The 16,598-nt window shown below is 51.6% G+C and carries 23 protein-coding genes; all 23 read right to left on the reverse strand.

What is annotated here, in order from left to right; genetic code table 11:
- Positions 1-165: 165 nt before the first annotated feature.
- The 23 genes from LC417_RS03625 to LC417_RS03735 all read right to left on the reverse strand — a co-directional run bounded on the left by LC417_RS03625 (position 166) and on the right by LC417_RS03735 (position 16,592).
- Positions 166-534 (reverse strand): phage tail protein, encoded by a 369-nt coding sequence (locus LC417_RS03625; RefSeq protein WP_191939813.1) that lies wholly within the window; start codon positions 532-534, stop codon positions 166-168.
- A gap of 56 nt (positions 535-590) precedes the next feature.
- On the reverse strand, positions 591-1,043 hold the full coding sequence (locus LC417_RS03630; RefSeq protein WP_223565477.1) for a phage tail protein: 453 nt from the start codon (positions 1,041-1,043) through the stop codon (positions 591-593).
- A gap of 33 nt (positions 1,044-1,076) precedes the next feature.
- Entirely contained in the window at positions 1,077-1,478 is a 402-nt protein-coding gene (locus tag LC417_RS03635) for an HK97-gp10 family putative phage morphogenesis protein (RefSeq protein ID WP_223565478.1), read from the reverse strand.
- Between the two features lie 2 nt (positions 1,479-1,480).
- Positions 1,481-1,864 (reverse strand): hypothetical protein, encoded by a 384-nt coding sequence (locus LC417_RS03640; RefSeq protein ID WP_191939810.1) that lies wholly within the window; start codon positions 1,862-1,864, stop codon positions 1,481-1,483.
- On the reverse strand, positions 1,857-2,192 hold the full coding sequence (locus LC417_RS03645; RefSeq protein ID WP_223565479.1) for a phage head closure protein: 336 nt from the start codon (positions 2,190-2,192) through the stop codon (positions 1,857-1,859). Before LC417_RS03645 ends, LC417_RS03640 begins: the two co-directional genes overlap by 8 nt.
- A 7-nt stretch (positions 2,193-2,199) precedes the next feature.
- On the reverse strand, positions 2,200-2,529 hold the full coding sequence (locus LC417_RS03650) for a head-tail connector protein (protein ID WP_223565480.1): 330 nt from the start codon (positions 2,527-2,529) through the stop codon (positions 2,200-2,202).
- Positions 2,529-3,515 carry a phage gp6-like head-tail connector protein gene (locus LC417_RS03655; protein WP_223565481.1) on the reverse strand — a complete coding sequence of 329 codons (987 nt, stop codon included), beginning with the start codon at positions 3,513-3,515 and terminating at the stop codon, positions 2,529-2,531. The genes LC417_RS03650 and LC417_RS03655 overlap by 1 nt, the downstream gene beginning before the upstream one ends.
- The gene (locus LC417_RS03660) at positions 3,508-4,866 is read right to left on the reverse strand and encodes a phage portal protein (RefSeq protein ID WP_223565482.1); all 1,359 of its coding nucleotides are present in this window, start codon (positions 4,864-4,866) and stop codon (positions 3,508-3,510) included. Before LC417_RS03660 ends, LC417_RS03655 begins: the two co-directional genes overlap by 8 nt.
- 19 nt (positions 4,867-4,885) lie before the next feature.
- Positions 4,886-5,107, reverse strand: coding sequence for a hypothetical protein (locus LC417_RS03665; RefSeq protein WP_223565736.1), 222 nt, complete (start codon positions 5,105-5,107; stop codon positions 4,886-4,888).
- Positions 5,076-7,013 (reverse strand): phage major capsid protein, encoded by a 1,938-nt coding sequence (locus LC417_RS03670; protein WP_223565483.1) that lies wholly within the window; start codon positions 7,011-7,013, stop codon positions 5,076-5,078. Before LC417_RS03670 ends, LC417_RS03665 begins: the two co-directional genes overlap by 32 nt.
- A 57-nt stretch (positions 7,014-7,070) precedes the next feature.
- Complete coding sequence (locus LC417_RS03675) at positions 7,071-8,732, reverse strand: terminase large subunit (RefSeq protein WP_052271412.1); 1,662 nt, start codon at positions 8,730-8,732, stop codon at positions 7,071-7,073.
- Between the two features lie 2 nt (positions 8,733-8,734).
- Positions 8,735-9,235 carry a terminase small subunit gene (locus tag LC417_RS03680; RefSeq protein WP_052271452.1) on the reverse strand — a complete coding sequence of 167 codons (501 nt, stop codon included), beginning with the start codon at positions 9,233-9,235 and terminating at the stop codon, positions 8,735-8,737.
- Between the two features lie 171 nt (positions 9,236-9,406).
- The gene (locus LC417_RS22520; RefSeq protein WP_223565484.1) at positions 9,407-9,715 is read right to left on the reverse strand and encodes an HNH endonuclease; all 309 of its coding nucleotides are present in this window, start codon (positions 9,713-9,715) and stop codon (positions 9,407-9,409) included.
- Positions 9,693-10,316, reverse strand: coding sequence for a hypothetical protein (locus LC417_RS03690; protein ID WP_255601846.1), 624 nt, complete (start codon positions 10,314-10,316; stop codon positions 9,693-9,695). The genes LC417_RS22520 and LC417_RS03690 overlap by 23 nt, the downstream gene beginning before the upstream one ends.
- On the reverse strand, positions 10,298-11,755 hold the full coding sequence (locus LC417_RS03695; protein WP_223565486.1) for a glycosyltransferase family 2 protein: 1,458 nt from the start codon (positions 11,753-11,755) through the stop codon (positions 10,298-10,300). The genes LC417_RS03690 and LC417_RS03695 overlap by 19 nt, the downstream gene beginning before the upstream one ends.
- Before the next feature lie 50 nt (positions 11,756-11,805).
- Positions 11,806-12,591, reverse strand: a complete 786-nt coding sequence (locus LC417_RS03700; protein WP_223565487.1) for a DUF4393 domain-containing protein — start codon at positions 12,589-12,591, stop codon at positions 11,806-11,808.
- Between the two features lie 238 nt (positions 12,592-12,829).
- Positions 12,830-13,264 carry an Rz lytic protein gene (locus LC417_RS03705; RefSeq protein ID WP_223565488.1) on the reverse strand — a complete coding sequence of 145 codons (435 nt, stop codon included), beginning with the start codon at positions 13,262-13,264 and terminating at the stop codon, positions 12,830-12,832.
- A 14-nt stretch (positions 13,265-13,278) separates the two neighbouring features.
- The gene (locus LC417_RS03710) at positions 13,279-13,695 is read right to left on the reverse strand and encodes a structural protein (protein WP_223565489.1); all 417 of its coding nucleotides are present in this window, start codon (positions 13,693-13,695) and stop codon (positions 13,279-13,281) included.
- Positions 13,679-14,032 carry a phage holin, lambda family gene (locus LC417_RS03715; protein ID WP_210456362.1) on the reverse strand — a complete coding sequence of 118 codons (354 nt, stop codon included), beginning with the start codon at positions 14,030-14,032 and terminating at the stop codon, positions 13,679-13,681. Before LC417_RS03715 ends, LC417_RS03710 begins: the two co-directional genes overlap by 17 nt.
- A 156-nt stretch (positions 14,033-14,188) precedes the next feature.
- Entirely contained in the window at positions 14,189-14,596 is a 408-nt protein-coding gene (locus LC417_RS03720) for a type II toxin-antitoxin system HicB family antitoxin (protein WP_223565490.1), read from the reverse strand.
- Between the two features lie 48 nt (positions 14,597-14,644).
- The gene (locus LC417_RS03725) at positions 14,645-14,821 is read right to left on the reverse strand and encodes a type II toxin-antitoxin system HicA family toxin (protein WP_052271421.1); all 177 of its coding nucleotides are present in this window, start codon (positions 14,819-14,821) and stop codon (positions 14,645-14,647) included.
- A gap of 304 nt (positions 14,822-15,125) precedes the next feature.
- Complete coding sequence (locus LC417_RS03730) at positions 15,126-15,554, reverse strand: antiterminator Q family protein (protein ID WP_107319670.1); 429 nt, start codon at positions 15,552-15,554, stop codon at positions 15,126-15,128.
- Positions 15,555-15,575: 21 nt separating this feature from the next.
- Positions 15,576-16,592, reverse strand: a complete 1,017-nt coding sequence (locus LC417_RS03735; protein WP_223565491.1) for a DUF968 domain-containing protein — start codon at positions 16,590-16,592, stop codon at positions 15,576-15,578.
- Positions 16,593-16,598 lie beyond the last annotated feature (6 nt).

Raw genomic sequence — 16,598 nt, forward strand, 5'->3', positions numbered from 1 at the left:
CGGTGTTTGCGGATTGTGGTTCGGAGTGGGTCAGGATGCCTTGCTGAAGAAAGTAAGCTCGCCAGTGGTTCAGCGTATCGCAGGGTAATGCGGCTATGACTGACGGGTCAGGCTCACCCCACCTGTCAGCAAGCCAGAAGATCAGCTGCAGCCACGACGAGCCGGTCAGTTTTTTTCGGCGGCGTCCAGTTTACCAATGGCATGCGTTTTGACGCGTTCAATAGCGGCCATCAGCGCCGGGTTATCGTGAGCGTCCAGCAGCTCTGCTGCAGTCGGAAGCAGTTCAGGCTTAATGGCTGAACCATCAGGATTAACCAGGCTGTCGAGAACCAGCTGGACGCTCATTTCTGAAATTGCACGCACATTGCCGGTCGCCTGCGCCGCATCCATCTCTTCCTCGTAGCGGATGAGCTCACCGGCGGTGCGGCGGCGAATGTACACCTGAGCGCCCAGCAGTTCTGTTTTGATGGCGGTAGACTTAGGCTGCAGCAGAACTGCTTTTAACGTGGCCGCACTGAATTTTTTCTCGGACATTATTCGATCCCGTAAAGTGGTAAATGCCGCCATTCAGGCGGCGTGGCTGATGGAAATCAGGAGCCTGCGACTACGCCCCACTCGATGTTGTTCTGTTTACCCTGAACGGTAATCTGAATCACCTCACTTGCTGGCGCGGTGATTTCATTCATCTGCCAGCCGGACAGCGCCAACACCATGTTGGCTGTGCGCCCGTTGGGCAGTTCAACGTAGAACTGGACCGTCTGGCGATTTTGCGCGGCATTCAGGAAGTCGGCAAAATCGGCATTGGCAGGATCATCGATAAAGCCCAGCGATTTCTCCGGGCCTTCCGGCAGGTCAGAAATAAACTGTTTGCTCTTATCAATCAGCGTGGTGCAGTCCACGAAGCTGCCGGTCTGGCCGGTAGCACCCAGCGCCTTACAGTTAATCAGCGGCTTCATCGCTGAGACAGCGGCACCGGATGGCCCCCATTTCACTACGGTTCCTGCAGGCAGCATCGCGTATTCTGGCGAAGTTTTATCAGCCATGACTTTCTCTCTCTTTGAAGTTGGTAGCGGCTGCTACCCGTTGTTTTGAATGCGGTCCCGTATTTCTACCGCGAGGATTCGGAGAACGCGGGATTTGTTGTAATCCAGCGCCGGGCGAATGAAGGGATCAGGAATCTGCTTAACCGTACCGAACTCCTGAGCCAGTGCCTTGATGTAATGCTGCTTACTCGGACCGACCCGCAGCACGACGACGGCGTTACCTTTAGTCCGGGTTGTTGAACGGATTTTGATGGAGTCACGCATGTGCGGCCCTTTCGCTGACTCGTCATAACCCGCATGCTCTTTCATATCCTGTTCCACGATTTCAAGCGCAGCCCGGCCAGCCTCGCGCAGAACCTTTGTCCCGGCTTTTTCGCCCAGGGCAATCAGCTGGCGCTCAAGCTCATCAAGACCTGTAACTTCCATTCTCAGCATGCTCAGACCTCACTGAAGTAGATAATAAAATCTCTGGTCAGGCGGTACTGCACTGCGTTGTTGGGCAGCGTGGATTTATCCTGTTGTAGCGAACCGCGTTCAACGTACTGAACCGGATAGCCGCCAATATCACCATGCCGGATGCCCTTCCACATCTGCCAGAGTTGGGCATCTAGCGCCAGCAGGCCCGAGTAGTCAGAGACTTTCACAAAGGAAATCTGGAATCGACCCGCCACCAGCGATGTTCTGACAAGACCGCTTTCAATCTCGGGATCGGAAATACGCTGATAAGTAATCCCTTGTTGCTCAGTGTCAGGAATCAGAAGTGGATAGACGTCCAGTTCGGAAAGTGACTGAAGGGATTTATAGATGCCTGATTCAATCATGACGCACATCCCTTTCAGCTGTGATGACAGCACGATCCCGACTGCTGCGGTCAACAGCCCTGATTGTGTAAATCTCATTCCCCCAGCTTATTTTCCAGTCCGTCTGAACATCGCTGCGTGGCCGGATGGTGAATTGCCATGTCTCCACAATCTGCTGCTGATCCATACTGCGTATTTTGCGGTTTGATATGTTTTCAGCTTTAGCCCATATAAATGGCGAGCTGATTACAACTTGCCCCGGTAACACTTCACCCAGCGGCCCGCGCTCTGACTCAGTACGTTGAACCTTGATGCGTTGATTAAGCTCACCGGCTTTTAAGCCACTCATAAGCACCTCAGCAAATAGTTGGTGAGCGAAGAGAGTAAATCAGACTTGTCACAGAGAAAGGTAAATGGCCCTGCCGATACTGACTTTCTTCCTCTCCGCCACGAACGCGATCCATAATGCCAACCAGAATCAGGGTTGCCTGTTTTACGCGCTGAAGTTCAGGTGCGGCATCAATGATTTTGCCATCTTCGCCGACAACTTTGTCACGGCTCCCCTGTATGTAATCCAGTACGGCCGCACTCGCAGAGTAAATTTTTAACTGCAGGTCTGAATCACCATCATCCGTGTCAATACGAAGATGCTCTTTGGCTTCGCTGAGCGTCACAAATTCCAGCATTACTTAGCCCTCGCATCACGACCGCGCTTAACAGCTAATTTCCAGCCTTTTGATCCATCTTCACCAGGCTTATCGCCTGTTTCCTGATGGCAGTACCAGACCGATCCACCCCAAGTAACGCTGTCACCCGGGTAATACTTCTCACCCTCTTTGAAAATGTCGCGGTAGATCATTACTGGCACGCTGAACTTTTTCTCTGTTTTCTCACCGCTTGATTTCACCGCGGTGACAGTGAATTGACGCTCTTCGGCCTGAGTGATATCAATGTCGCTGATACCGTCCACCAGGCACTCCCAGCCATTCATACCCGTTGTTTTCTGGAATGATCGCCACAGGCCGCCATGATGAATAGCATAGGTGCCACGCGGGTATGATTTCTCAGCATCGATATGCGGCATAATTTCAATCTGAAGCGCGTCTTTTCCATCTTCGCCAGGCTCACCATCTTCCGGCTTAGGTATTTTAGCCACCACATCTTTCACCATCTGCGCGATATCCGGCAGCGGCTCGGGTTGCGGCATTTCAATGGCAGAAACGGCCCGTTGTATCATGCCGTCAATATCAGGCAGAACTGGCGATTCCGGCACCGGAATCTCAGCCACCGCATCTTTCACCATCTGCATGATATCCGGCAGCGGCTCGGGTTGCGGCACCACAATGGCAGAAACGGCCCGTTGTATCATGCCGTCAATATCAGGCAGAACTGGCGATTCCGGCACCGGAATCTCAGCCACCTCATCTTTCACCATCTGCGCGATATCCGGCAGCGCCGGCGCGGCAGGAACATAAATCTTCGCCAGTACTAAATCGGCAATAGCCTGTTCATCCGGTACTGACTGTTGATACTCTTCGACCTGAGATTTAAGCCTGTTAATTTCTTCTGCCTGTTCCGTCAGCGCGGTTTCATAGCGTTTTTGCACTGCAAACAGCTGCTCTTTTACTGCTTCGCTGACAGCCTTAAGCAGTGACATGTCACGTTCATTCATGGGTAAGCAGTCCTTTCAGCATTGCCTTGACCATGAAATGCTCATGCTCAGTAAGAGCTTTGCTCCTTTCATCGTCAACAGGTGGTGTCGGCGTGGTGGCCGCTTCAGATTTGGATTGAGTGCCAAACGGATCGTCACTGGCGTCCCTTCTGGCTAAAGCTGACAGCGCAAAGTTCTGCTGCTGCAGATATGGTGTATCGCCACCTTCAACAGGCGGCATATTTTCGCTTTTGCGTGCCTGATTGGGGGTGAGGAAACCAGCACCGATGCCTTCGCTGTAGGTTTTGTAACGCCCTTCAGTGTCCATGCGGATCAGTGTATTCAGGTCGAATTCCACCCCGGTCTGCGCGTCCAGTTCTAATGCCTCATCCAGAAGAAGTTCAATACCTTCAATGTGTGTCTGGAGACACTGCGAGTAATACCCCTGGTCGAGAGCTTCAATATTGTTATAGGACGGTGTTGATGCCGTGTTGACCTTATAAATCGGGACGTGGAATGTTGAGCAGATGATTTCAGCAGTCAGTTTTAACTGCTCCACCATCTGAGCATCTACGGCTGTCATAGCAATAACTTCAAATGATGCATTATCAGCCAGCAATGCTGTTCTTCCGGCATTTTCGCCGGAATAACCCTCGTCCCAGTTCTGTTTTATTTCCCGTGCTTTATCTGCATCGACCGCCCCCGGAACTTTAATAACGCCTCCGGGTTTTCCGCCGTTTTTAAAATGATTTGCGGAGTTTGTCAGGATCGCATCGCCCTGCATTGCTGTCAGCCCACAGGCATAAATGGGTGACAGTCCGCAAAGAGGATGGAAAAAGCAGTTGAACCGATCGTGAATAATTTCCCGTGCCGGCACCATTACCTGCTGCTCCAGCCCGTGAATATTATCCGGCCTGACCTGATAGAAAATTTCTCCATCATCGGTCACGTAAGGCGTAACTTTGTTTGGGTCCAGCACGCGCAGTTGCTTAACGTTCCCGCTGACATCACGCAACTTCAGCACATAGGTGTTGCCATCAGAAAGCTTTGAATTCATCCAGCACTCGAAGAACTGCATGCGTGTCTGAAAGCTGTTTGGCTTTCTCAGCAACGGGGAAATCTTCGCATCGCTGTGATCCGACCAGATACCGCTGCTCAGTTTCTTTTTAAGCAATATCGGCATTTTCGCGATATCTGCGGCAATTAGAGAAATGCAGGTGAAGACCGCGTGGTAAGCCAGCACTGTTGTACTGTCTACTTCTATATTTCGCTGCCATGCGCCGGAAAATGACTCAAAAATCCTTCGCCACCAGCCACCATTAGCAGCCTGAAGCGCCTTTTCTTCCTTTGGTTTTTTGCGGAAACCGAACATTGGCTGCTTCTCCTGAGCGTTAATTCTTTTTCTGGCTCTTTGCCTTTTTCACGACAATATCGATAAATTCAACATGGCCGGTTAAGCGGAGAACCTCAGCGTGATCGTCACGCAGAAAGCGTTTTTCACCCGCATGTGCATCGTGGGTGTTTTTGAGATAACGAACCTGTTTCATAGAGAAAAGAGCGGGGATTTCTCCCCGCATCTCCTTAGCTGCCAGCGTTAGCGCTGTAATTAACACCGGTAATCACCGCCACCGCCGCAGTACGGCGACGCTTCCAGTTGATCCAGCGTTCGGCGCGGATTGCCACGCTGTTGGTCTGGAACATGGAAACCATTTCAGTCGGATTCGGCGTGATGCTGTCGCCGGTAGGTTCGCTCTCCATTTCAAGAGATGCCTCACGGGACATATCAACCGCAACGCCACCATCATCTGCCAGGTAGATATCCGGCGCGTTAACCAGCACCAGAAGATTACCTACATACTGAGAGACGATGGCTGGCAGACCTTCGAAAGTACCGCCAAACATGGTCATGTCCGGATACTCTCTCTGGCCCAGCGCATTTTTACGTTTTGACAGCGCCAGCGCTGTAGTGCTTGACATCAGCCATACGCCACCGGTCGGTTGCAGACCCGCATCGATAAACACCTGAAATGCGTTAGTGCTGTCGATGTCAGGGTTGCCTGCACTTGGAATTTGCTGCGCGCCATTGGTGATAGAGGCCGGAGACACATTAGCGACTTCTGCTTTTGCCGGATTGACAAAGTCAGCATCCAGTCGGGCGATTACCGCTTCAGCCAGGCTGTTGCGCACCAGTGCATCAGCGGCATGATTAGAGAAGCGGATCAGCTCATCAGTCAGCACAGCAATGGCAGCGACTTTGGAGAAGCCAAAGGTGATTGATTCAAAATCGAATTTAGTCAGGGGCTTAGCTTTACCCTGACCAACCCAGTTCGCAGAGCCGCCAGAAGTCTGAGCCGGAATGCGGATGTTGAATGGAACCTGACGCAGTGCAGGAATATCCCCCTGACCAAAGCGGCCGATAATGGTCTGTGGCCGCAGGAATTCGACGAAGTCCTGAGCGTACTCCTGATACTCCACCAGGCTGCCAGCCCACTGCGGATCAGTTGTGGTACCTGCACCTACAGCAGCTTTCAGAACGTGGTGAAGCTTGGCATCTCGCGGATACTGACGCTTTGCGATCTCCAGCGCTTCGGTACGGCTGCCATTTGCAGCGGCCAGTGACTTGGCGAAACGCGCAAAAGCGATCCCTTTTTCCAGCGGCTTCTCAACATGGATCACAGCAGGAGCGCGGTTATCAACAGTGTTTACCACCGTACCACCTGCTGCTTTCTGAACTGGTTGAGCGGTCGCGGCTTTAGTCGATTCCATGTCACGAAGGCGAGCCAGGTGCGCATCAACGGATTTAATTTCCGTACTAACTTCGTCATACTTATCTTCTTCTTCCGCATCAAGCGTGCGGCCTTCATCGAAGGCTTTTGACATAACATTTTGACGCTCAGCATCGAGCGTAGCGCGCTTGGTTTCGAAAGTTTTAATCATCTCGGCAATGTTCATCTTGGTTCCTTTAGTCTGAGAATTTTTAACTGCTGTAGCGCCAGCGGGTTTTATTTTTTTCGAGTCGTTCTGCACTACGCCTGACGCGGCCCGCAGCTTCTCATCGATGGATTTAACGGTCTGGATCGTGCCTTCGGCATTGGCCGGCACCGTTACGACAGAGAGTTCGTACCACTCCCACTTCGTGAACCGGATGCCGCCTTCGTCGATGTAGGCGTATTCAATAGGCCGGAAGCCGATCGACAATCCTTTTACAAGGCCAAGCCGGATGCTCTGCCATGCTTCTTCAAGTCGTGCCGCGAGCTGACTGGGTGCATCTGCCTGCGCCAGTGTGGCTTTGATTTCGATACCCTCAGCGGTAACCTTGGCGCTGGTCACCTGGCCGATGGGAGACTGATGGTCATGCTGCCAGAGCAGCGGGATGGGTAACTGAAACTTTGCGCCCTCGGGCATCACAATGTCGCCATACCGATCCGGTGACGGCGTTGTCGCGATGCCGGTGATTTCCCGCGTATCCTCATTGACCGCCTTTACCTTCAGAAGGCTGACGGCGTGCTGATTCTTCATTTCCCTTTCTCCAGAAACGAAAAAACCCGCCGGAGCGGGTCGTTGAAAGCGGAATTTCTAAATGAAAAACACGCTGTATTCTTTTTTGGTAGCAGCCGGATTCAGCGCCATCAGATATATGGCATTAAAGAGAGCCATCAGCGGGTCGATTTTACCGACGCCGCTGGCACCCTTGGTTACCAGTGGTGCATTGCCGCTGATGACAACTTTGGCGTTACCAACGCACCAGTTCATCAGGGGCTGAGGTGCATGCTTCAAAGCACCCTCTGCCAGTTTGCGCTCAGTAGTCTTACATGCGCCGCCCAGCCGCCAGCCCTGACTGACACCCACAACTGAATCCTGCGGTATTCCTGCATCAATCAGCGTATCCAACAGCACCCCGATCCCTGCCGGGTCCATACCTACCTTATCCAGCAGGCCTGCTTCGTAAATCTGCGATACATACATCGCAACTTCATCCGCATCATCACCAACTCTTTTCACGATGGTAAGATCGCCCTGCTTTTCAAAGTCACGCAGTTTGCTTTCTTCGCTTTTGCGGCGCTCCAGCATCTTTTCATGGCACCAGGCATGAGACCAAGTGAGCCAGTCGCGGGTTTTCTTATCGCGACCAGCCACAGAAAGCCCCAGAAGGTCATCCAGCCCGCCCCCGTCGATGCCGACAGTGATAACTTCGCACCGGGTTAAAATCTGTTTGAATGTCACAGACGGATCAGACTGCGTTTCCCAGAACTCCGCACCGGCCCAGCGGTCGTTACGGAGATTCATGCCGATTTCAACGTTCAGATGTTTGGCGAGAAACTTTCTCAGGCTGCCTTCATCTTCCTGCGACCGCTTAAGATACTCATCATCAAGCCACTCTTTACTGACAGAGCGGCCCATGTTCGGGTTGGTGATATAAAAATTATCCGGGTTGCGGAAACCTTCATTTTCCACCATTTCAGGCGGGAACTCATAAAGGATGCCGAGCGTTTTGCCATCCTTGATGATCCCGTCACGGACGTTACGCCAGTAATCCAGTTTCTTTTTGAAGACACCTGCAGGCGGCTCATCGCTCTGCGTGGTCAGGTAAATCACCCAGCCTTCATTACGCGACACCTGCCCGCCCAGCGCCTCAATAAACATCGCATCCGCTTTGGCATTTTTGCCAAACAGCCACAATTCCTCCACCAGAATTCGACCGGCCTTTTTGCCCGACACCGTATCGCTGTCAGCAGCCACGACCTTCAGGCTGTTACGATTAACCCGATGGGTAATGGTGCGAATGTGATCCTGAACGTGAAAAAGTGCTGAGAGCTCTTCATCTTCACGGACCATGCTGGCAGCGGGTTTAAAGCAGTTGTCGGCAACCTCTTTTGTCGGTGCCAGAATCAGATGCTCTTCATCAGCACGCCAGCAGATAATCAGCGCGGTCAGCATAATCCCGGCAGCAATAGTTGATTTCGTGTTCTTCTTGCTGATGAGAAGACCATACTCCCGGATCATCTGATTGCCGGTTTGCTGGTCATAGCCGCCGAATATTGCCAGCACAAAATCAAACACCCACTGTTCTGAACACTCGCCAAATGTCGGCTTTCCAGGCAGGTCAGTTACCCTGAGTTCTTTAAAGATAGACAGTGCGTGCTCACCAGAATCTCTGAAAATAGGCGGCGGAATTATTGACTCACGGTTAATGAGCCTGCTGGCCCAGTCAGCGCATGCGGTGGACCACTCAGGCATCTTTATCTCCCGTTATTCACAATCAGCTGTGGCGGAGCCATGCCCATGAACTTGCTGGCAACCGCCTTAGCAGCAGCCTGCTTCGCATCCTTCTTGCCGCCCTCACCTTTTTTGCTATGTAGGTAGGGGAGCATCGCCTTTGCGGCATCTTTGCGGGTATCAATATCCTCAGCACGGTCATTCATAACCGACTTCAGAAACTCAAGCGGGTCATCATACTCACCAGCCGCCCGGACAATTTCCGGCACTGGCTCGGGATCAGGATTCAGTGGCGTGTTTATCGCTGGGGTATTAACTTTTTTTCCATGCGTTGGCACGTCGTCAACTTCAACTTTTTCATTCTTTTTGCGGCTCATAAAAGCGATGACTTCCGGGTCTTTAGCAAGCTGCGAACCCTTGGAGCGTGCGGAGTTTGCGGAATACCCAGCCTTTATAGCCGCATCTTTTTTCGACATACCGGAAATCAGCGCCAGCGCGAATTTTCGCTTCTGGGCTGTTAACATGTTTACACCCTCCAAAAGGGGATATTTTCTGTGCATGAGAGGGGGCGAGGTTTCGTAAAGAGTTGTCCTGAAGCTTTCGGACTACCCCCCCACCCTCAGATGATAACCAATATCATTCACATTGAGATGATTTCAAATGCAACCATTAGCCAGGCTTAATGATAATTTTTATCAATTGCCTTTCATGTCGTCATTGGTCTTCTTGCGGTGGCACCCATCAGCACCACAGCAAAGGATTTGACAGTTGGAATCAGTGTCTTCACCACCCTGATGCAGAGCAACCTTATGGTCCAGCTCGAAGCCGTTAGGATACTCAGTCAGGCGGCCACACATCGCGCAGCATGGATTGGCAGACCATAGTCGCTTACGACGAGCCTGCAGCTTCCAGCCAGTGATGCGCGTCTCAGCTACGGTTGCAGTCCTCACGCGTTGCGTTCGGTCAACTGAGAGCCGGGGCTTAAGCGTTGCGAGTCGTGCCATGATGCTCCTTTAAGTCCAGCCGCCATGCTCTGCGGCGCTCTGTACGCGGTGTGTTGTCAGGGTGTGTCTCAACAGTATTGCTATCCATGTGATCCACCAGCGAGAAACACGGATAAACTATCGGTCCACCATATGCATCACCGACTGCATAATCAGCAGGTGATCGATGATTCCAGCGTGACATCACCTGCTGTAACCTCTGCATTGGGACGCTGTAGCAGACGCCATGAATGAGTCGGTTGATAGTGATGTGTTCTGCCTGATGCCGGTCTGTATCAATCAGCTTTGTCGCTATCTCAAGCTGATACTGAGGCGGCCTGCCGGTACCGAGGTAAAAGCTCAGCAGGTCATCAGGGAAGCGCGACAGCCACTCAGCCACCTTCTGCGCGAAGCCAGGCACCGGCAGTGCATCATCTTCGAGTATCACTACCCGGCAATCCTGCTGACAGGCCCACTCGATAGCGCGCCGATGATTCCAGTTCGCGCCATGCTGACCCTCATCTATTAGAAGGTGTGCGTTAAGCAAGTCTGCCAGCTGTTCGGCTTGGTGCCTGCGTGAATGGTGACCGACCACCACAAACTTTATTTGTGTTTCCACCAGGCAAACTCCTTACCAATGCCATCTGACTTAAATACTGTATGTACACTGGGACCGGTGATCAGCCTGTCGCTGTAGCGGTGTGCGACGATGCCGAACGCCATCATGTCACCAATGGCAGAGGCCGATAATTCCTGCCCCCAAAAGCGCAGCGATTCGATGTGGTAATACAGTCGTAGGATGCCATGCGCGATTGCCATCACATCATTTCGTGTACCACCGAGCAGGCCAGCGTTAAGCATCACCTCATTACGGTGCGCATTAATGAACGCCTGATAGGTTGATTCGGGGTGTGATTGCTTAGCCCATGGATCGGCATAGGTTTTTGGTTCAGAACCTGCGTAGACTTTGCCGGGTTCCATTTCTTCCCATGGTTCTCGCAGCATCTCAACATCAGTGCCATCGGTACACCAGACGAAGTGATATTCAGGGTGATCGCGAAGGTGCTGCCAGATATGCAGCCAGCGCCGGAAATAGACGTTCATTTTCACATCAGGGACGGCTACCAGCGAAGCCCTTGCAGGTGCGGTAGTCAGCTCATCGGCCAGCACCACCGCGTCACCACCTTTTACCGAAGCGGCCCACGTAGCCAGCAGGTCAGGCGATGCTTTCATTTTGGTGCTGCGCTGCGGGTCAGGCTGGCTGGTCAGGAGTGTAGTAATCACCACATTGCGCTGCTGCCGGTATTCGGCGTAGCCGGTATAGCCGCTGTTGCGCCGCTCATTGTGAATGGTCACATTGCGCTTAACCTGTGCTTCACGGTCAGGTTTAGGCACTGAGCGCTCAACTGCCTGGTGCTCATCAAGTGAGTAAATAAGTTTTTCAGAACCGACGACATCAGCGAACGCCCAGCTGGTTAACCCTGCGTTGTGGATGCGCAGCGCCAAATCAGAGTGCTCATACATGCCGCGCTGGTAGATGGGATCGAATCCTCCAACCTTCTCAATCGCGCTACGGTGGTAATAGAGCATCACGCCGCGCTGGCCGGTGTAGGCTATGTGCCGGTCATCCCTGTAGAGAACCGCAATGTCGTTAAGCTTCTGCCCTGTGGCAAAGTCCTGAAATTGGTAAGCCAGATGGGGCTCAGGCGATTCGATGTAGGATTTTTCCCAGCCACCAGCGGTGGGCCATGCATCATCGTCCCACAGGAACAGATGCTCACACCCGGCATCAATCAGTGCCTCAAGGCTGGCATTCTTAGCGGCCACGATACCGCGTGAGACGTCATGCCGAATAACCCGGACACCTTCAGGCGTTGTCACTGGTTTTGCTGAGCCATCATCAATAACAATCACCAGCGCACCGGCTGGCAAAAACTTCAGTTGATGATCCAGTGCGCGGGATATGACGTCATGGCGGTTATGGGTGCTGATGGCGATACCAATATTCGATGGCCGCACAATGACCGGTGCGTAGCGCATGCCATCTATAATAACTTCCATATTCACCCCAATAAAAAAGCCGCCCTTAGGCGGCTTTTTAAAACCTGAATTTATGCATCAAGCTCGGTCAAAGCATCTGTACAACATTCAAAGAAAAGCTGACCAAACTTAGTCAGCTGAATGCACCACATATCATACCCAGGCACTTCCAATCCTGACCACCTTGCCCAGTCCTCTGATGTGGCTTCATTCGTATACTCCAGTAATCCAAGTTCATTGAGATGTTCAATGTAAATGTAAAAGTTTTCTGGATAAAAAAATTGCTCTGGCTGAAGCGCCACATCAATAAGCGATCTTTCAACTCCATAAAAAGGAAAAACTTTGCCTTCGATTAATGTTTCTCTGTCATTTTTTGTAACTTGATCCCATGAACCAAGCTTTCTTACGTAGATTGAGGGTTTATTTTCAGAAAGGCGAAGAAGAAATAATGCCTCGTCTGATGAGAGCTGTCCGATTATTGGCAGAAAGGCTGGATGAGCTTGATTGTTCCTTTCTTGATCCATGGAAGCTGACAGCAACTCTACATAGAGTTTACCAATTAATGTCTCGCTACCGTGATGCTTTAGCCGATCCGCAATATCTAAAGCTAACCCTTCCGGTGGGGCTACTCTTCTTTCCTCGGGAATTTTTTCTAATGCGTTTTTAAAGCCCTTATCAATTCTATCTTGTATAAAGGCAGTACACTGAACTGGAAAAGTGATTAGCCTCAAAGTTTTCGCCAAGTCTTCACCAAGCTTACCAAACTGCCGAAGCATGGGCTTAGGCGCATCACTGTAAAGCTGAAGCCAGACATCTTTTGGTATGGATTGAATTAAATCCAATGTCTCTTTATCCACGATAGCTCTCCCTCAAATAAGAGAACTATACCACTGATACAAAAGACTGGTTCAATTCGGATGAAGAACTTTTTCCAAAATAAAAAGGCGTTAATGTAACCGGGCCTGCATCTTACGAATTGCTGCACGATCAATATTACAGCGCCCTAGTGTTTCATAAAGCTCTGCATTCAACACCACGCTGCCACCGAACGTCAAAGGCTCTGGCACAGTGGGAACATCAAGCTGGCTGATCAGCTCAGCTGGAAGGCTTAGCTGTGGCTGCTTTACTGTCCGGTACTCCACCAGCGGCTTTTGCTGCGTCACGCAGCCTGTCAGCAGCATCAGGGGGAACAGGAGCAACAGCACACTTGTCCGCAGCAAGGTAACGCTTAATTTCATTCTGTAGTTTCCGATTCTGCTGGGCTGTTACGGCGCGTTGTTCTGCGACCTGTCTCATCACATCGTTCTGCTGCTTAACCGCGGTAACGAGGTCATTAACGCTGGCTGCTAAACCATCGTTCTTGGAGCGCAGATCGTTAATCTGATCGTCTTTGCTGTTGGCTAACTTCTCCAGCCGCTGGTTGGTTGCCTCAAGCTGTGAGCTGCGGGCATTCAGCATCCATAGCGCCAGGCAGATAAGTGCAATGACAAAAATATGTGAATAGTTTTTGATGAACTGGAAAACGGCCATGCGGCCTCCTGCTGTCAGACGAGATCGAGCGCCCGAATAAACAAATCATATTCGTAAGGCTGCTTGCCGTTCTCGTGCTTGATGATTGCCTGCAAAAGAGGAAAAAGTTTGCGGCTGTCTGTCAGGTCGATGGGCTTATCAGCATCAGTCCCTGTCGCCATCGCCACGCTGCGGATGTATGCCTGAGTGTCATTCTCGTTCGGCGGTGCCCAGCGCTTGATGATGCCGGTAATAGTTTTCAGGCCGTATTTGCTCTGGTAATTGCGAAGAATGATGATCATCGCCCGGATGCCAAATTCTGGCGCTTTGAACTGACAGAATGATTTATCAGTGCGCTGGGCTTCAGGTACCAGACCTTTCCACTCATCGCCCCAGCGGATATTGCCAGGATTGTTATTGCGTATGCCGCGTGAATTATTGCTGCCCGTCATTAGGTTCCCCTGATTTTCTGTCTATCCACCCGCGCAGTCTGGCGCTGATGTAGTCATTGCCTACATACCCGATGTAAACCGCGAAGACCTGTGCGGCTGCGTCAGGAATGTTCCAGTTGAATAGAGCGCCGACTACCTGCAGGGTGGGCGCTGCGAAGAACGCCAGCGCGCTGCAGGAGACAGCGTCGAGAACCCGCTTACTCCACGGGCTTTTTGCATAGGCACTGCGTAATAGTGAAAACATGCCTGCTACCCCGGCATATCCCCATTCTGTTTTGTGGGCATACAGCCACAGCAGCACTGTGGCCCAAAAGCCCGGGTCTTTTTCTGGAGGCATGCTCTAATTCCCGCCACCGGGATGATGGCGGCTGACTGTCGTTAAAGGAGTTGCGCAGCACCACGGCGTCAAAAGTGTGTGTGGAGACTGATTGGCGTGCGCAAAAACGAAAAAGGCCCACCGAAGTGAGCCTTTGAATTTATTATTTGATGCCTGTCAGGCAGCGACTAATTCAAGTCGCTTACCCAGCGCTGAGAGCGCCTTCTGAACAGTATCTATTTTGGTCGAGTGGTGCAGATCGAAGATGCGCGTTACCTCCTGCTTTTTAACTCCCATACGTGAAGCCAGCTCAACCTGAGTTAAGCCGGAAGCAAGGAAAGCATTCAGCAGTAGCACCTTCGCCGACACACTCGCCGGAACCTCTACAAAATCCCCTGTCACCGGTCCAGGTGCCGGAACAGGCTGGTTATCTTCAAAGTAGAAATCAAATGAAGTAACCAGCGCATCCAGCCCCATCTCTAACGCCTCCTCACGCGTATAGCCCTGAGTAAGCGCCTCCGGTATATCCGGGAACGAAACCACATATCCGCCGTCGCACGGCTCAAGATTAATCGGGTATCGCATATCGTCTTAGTGAAACTCTGCGAGAACCAGCCCCGAAGGGCTGGTTAATTATTTCAGGCCTAACTGCTTCATTATGGCCTTTCGCAGTGGTTCTTTTAACTCAGCGCCGGGATGCCTCGGCATTACACTTCGCTTCCCGTTGTATCTCAGCTTCAGATGGTTAGTACCGTTTGAAACTTCGACTCCCTGAGATTCAAGCCACCGCCTGAACTCGCTTTGCTTCACTACTCCTCCTGTCTGTTGAACATGAAGCTATAGTAAACATTTATGCTTACTTGGTCAACATTTTTGTTTACCGGAGGCCGATATTTATGAAAAATAACCCTGACGCAAAAGCGGTAAGTGCCTTGCCCGTCGGCAACAGGGTGAATTTCTTATCCCCTGCAAGGGATAGATATATCGCTATCCCCTTTAGGGGATATTTAAAAATAAAAAACGCCTCCGGGCTGGTAAGGCCCGAGGCGCTTTGACATCCACATTTGGAACTGACTTTTAGCAGATAAGCTGCACTGCTTGGTAATCAACCTTATCAGATTACTAAGGAAAATGCGGACCGCGTGAGAGGTTTTTTCAATATTTTTTTCGGCGTCAGTTCGTCGTCCATATCCAGCCGCACATCCAGCATTGCCAGGCAGCCTTCAATGAACCCCTCAGCCATCTGGATTTCAATTCTCACTATCTTTTCATCGCGCTTGGCCTGCTTCGCAAGGGTGCGCTTTGAGATATTGAAAAAGTAATGCAGCACAATGATCGCGTGCTCATCAGGGCGCTTGGCTTTAAGCCGGGACAGGCAACCTTCAATAATCAACCCGTCTCCATCGCTGCAGGTAAGCGTTAACTTTGAATCCTGCGGCAGCAGCCCTTTAAACCCCGCTGCGATTGCTGAGTAATCAACACCGCTGCTGTCTGACTTAGCCCATCCGGCCCAGCGCTCTAATACCTGTGACATGTCACGCATATTTAATCCTCTCCACACACTTTATTTTTTGTCTGTCCCAATCACGCCGACTGCAATCGCGAAATCAAGGAACCTGAATAGCAACTCAACCTGGCTGCCATATTTTGCTTCAAAAGCTTTCATATCCCGGTGCAGCTCATCGTGATGCGCTCTGCATAGCGGTATCACAAATAAATCATGCGCCTTCGTTCCCATTCCCCCCTGTCCGTGTCCAATGATATGATGAGGATCGTCAGCCTGTATGCCGCAACATGCGCAAGTCTGCGACTTTACCCATCGTGTGTATTTCTCACTTTCCCAGCGCTTACGCTTGGGGCGCTTCATGAAAGATTCTGGTGATTCCGGGTCGGTGCGCAGGTCGATTATCTTTTTGACCAACTGAGCAGCATCCTGAATCACCTCGCGAGCTGGTCGCGCTGGAACAATACGGGCTTCTTTCAGCTCACCGCTCTGGATAGTCTCTTTCGGCATACGCAGAACGCGCCGGGCCGGTGCCTCTGGTATCAGGTCAATCACATCATTCAGGGTTGCCCACCAGCACAGTTCCGGCAGGGTCAGTTGATGGTCACCGTTTAGCGCCATCTGGCTGCATGCCGCCCTGATTATCCAGAGTGCGGTGTTACCTTTGGCGATATTCTCCAGGCTACCGAGTACGCCGTTTTCCCTGAATTCATTATCGTGGCTATAGCAAAGAGACACCAGGCCGTTTTCGATTTCTGACACTGTGAATTCATGGTGATGCCATACGTCCAGCTTCTCCCACTGACAGCAGCCGAAGGACTGGACGAAAGATGCCAGCGCATTCGGTCCACCAGCGGCCTTTATCACGCGCTCGTGACTGAAGAAGGGAATCAGTGAGGGCTCATCAAGTAACGGCTGCGTGCCGTCATTCAGCCGCCCTGATGGCAGGTCTTCCATATCCATTGTCGGTGTGCTGATCACCACCCTGCCCTTAAACAGCTTCAACAGGTCTGGTCCTGGCTTCAGCAATACAATCCCAGTGCGAGGTGCTACCTCTGGCGTAAGTAATGCTCTCACAGTCAC

This window comes from Pantoea sp. OVA07A, from assembly GCF_019969975.1.
GTDB lineage: Bacteria > Pseudomonadota > Gammaproteobacteria > Enterobacterales > Enterobacteriaceae > Pantoea > Pantoea agglomerans.

Bases quoted from the DNA above. Each gene is read 5' to 3' on its own strand.
- LC417_RS03655 (WP_223565481.1), bottom strand. From the start codon at position 3,515: ATGAATGAACGTGACATGTCACTGCTTAAGGCTGTCAGCGAAGCAGTA.
- LC417_RS03630 (WP_223565477.1), bottom strand. From the start codon at position 1,043: ATGGCTGATAAAACTTCGCCAGAATACGCGATGCTGCCTGCAGGAACC.
- LC417_RS22520 (WP_223565484.1), bottom strand. From the start codon at position 9,715: ATGGCACGACTCGCAACGCTTAAGCCCCGGCTCTCAGTTGACCGAACG.
- LC417_RS03640 (WP_191939810.1), bottom strand. From the start codon at position 1,864: ATGATTGAATCAGGCATCTATAAATCCCTTCAGTCACTTTCCGAACTG.
- LC417_RS03680 (WP_052271452.1), bottom strand. From the start codon at position 9,235: ATGTTAACAGCCCAGAAGCGAAAATTCGCGCTGGCGCTGATTTCCGGT.
- LC417_RS03695 (WP_223565486.1), bottom strand. From the start codon at position 11,755: ATGGAAGTTATTATAGATGGCATGCGCTACGCACCGGTCATTGTGCGG.
- LC417_RS03720 (WP_223565490.1), bottom strand. From the start codon at position 14,596: ATGCGATACCCGATTAATCTTGAGCCGTGCGACGGCGGATATGTGGTT.
- LC417_RS03625 (WP_191939813.1), bottom strand. From the start codon at position 534: ATGTCCGAGAAAAAATTCAGTGCGGCCACGTTAAAAGCAGTTCTGCTG.
- LC417_RS03675 (WP_052271412.1), bottom strand. From the start codon at position 8,732: ATGCCTGAGTGGTCCACCGCATGCGCTGACTGGGCCAGCAGGCTCATT.
- LC417_RS03670 (WP_223565483.1), bottom strand. From the start codon at position 7,013: ATGAAGAATCAGCACGCCGTCAGCCTTCTGAAGGTAAAGGCGGTCAAT.
- LC417_RS03705 (WP_223565488.1), bottom strand. From the start codon at position 13,264: ATGGCCGTTTTCCAGTTCATCAAAAACTATTCACATATTTTTGTCATT.
- LC417_RS03645 (WP_223565479.1), bottom strand. From the start codon at position 2,192: ATGAGTGGCTTAAAAGCCGGTGAGCTTAATCAACGCATCAAGGTTCAA.
- LC417_RS03715 (WP_210456362.1), bottom strand. From the start codon at position 14,032: ATGCCTCCAGAAAAAGACCCGGGCTTTTGGGCCACAGTGCTGCTGTGG.
- LC417_RS03730 (WP_107319670.1), bottom strand. From the start codon at position 15,554: ATGCGTGACATGTCACAGGTATTAGAGCGCTGGGCCGGATGGGCTAAG.
- LC417_RS03660 (WP_223565482.1), bottom strand. From the start codon at position 4,866: ATGTTCGGTTTCCGCAAAAAACCAAAGGAAGAAAAGGCGCTTCAGGCT.
- LC417_RS03710 (WP_223565489.1), bottom strand. From the start codon at position 13,695: ATGACGGGCAGCAATAATTCACGCGGCATACGCAATAACAATCCTGGC.
- LC417_RS03635 (WP_223565478.1), bottom strand. From the start codon at position 1,478: ATGCTGAGAATGGAAGTTACAGGTCTTGATGAGCTTGAGCGCCAGCTG.
- LC417_RS03650 (WP_223565480.1), bottom strand. From the start codon at position 2,529: ATGCTGGAATTTGTGACGCTCAGCGAAGCCAAAGAGCATCTTCGTATT.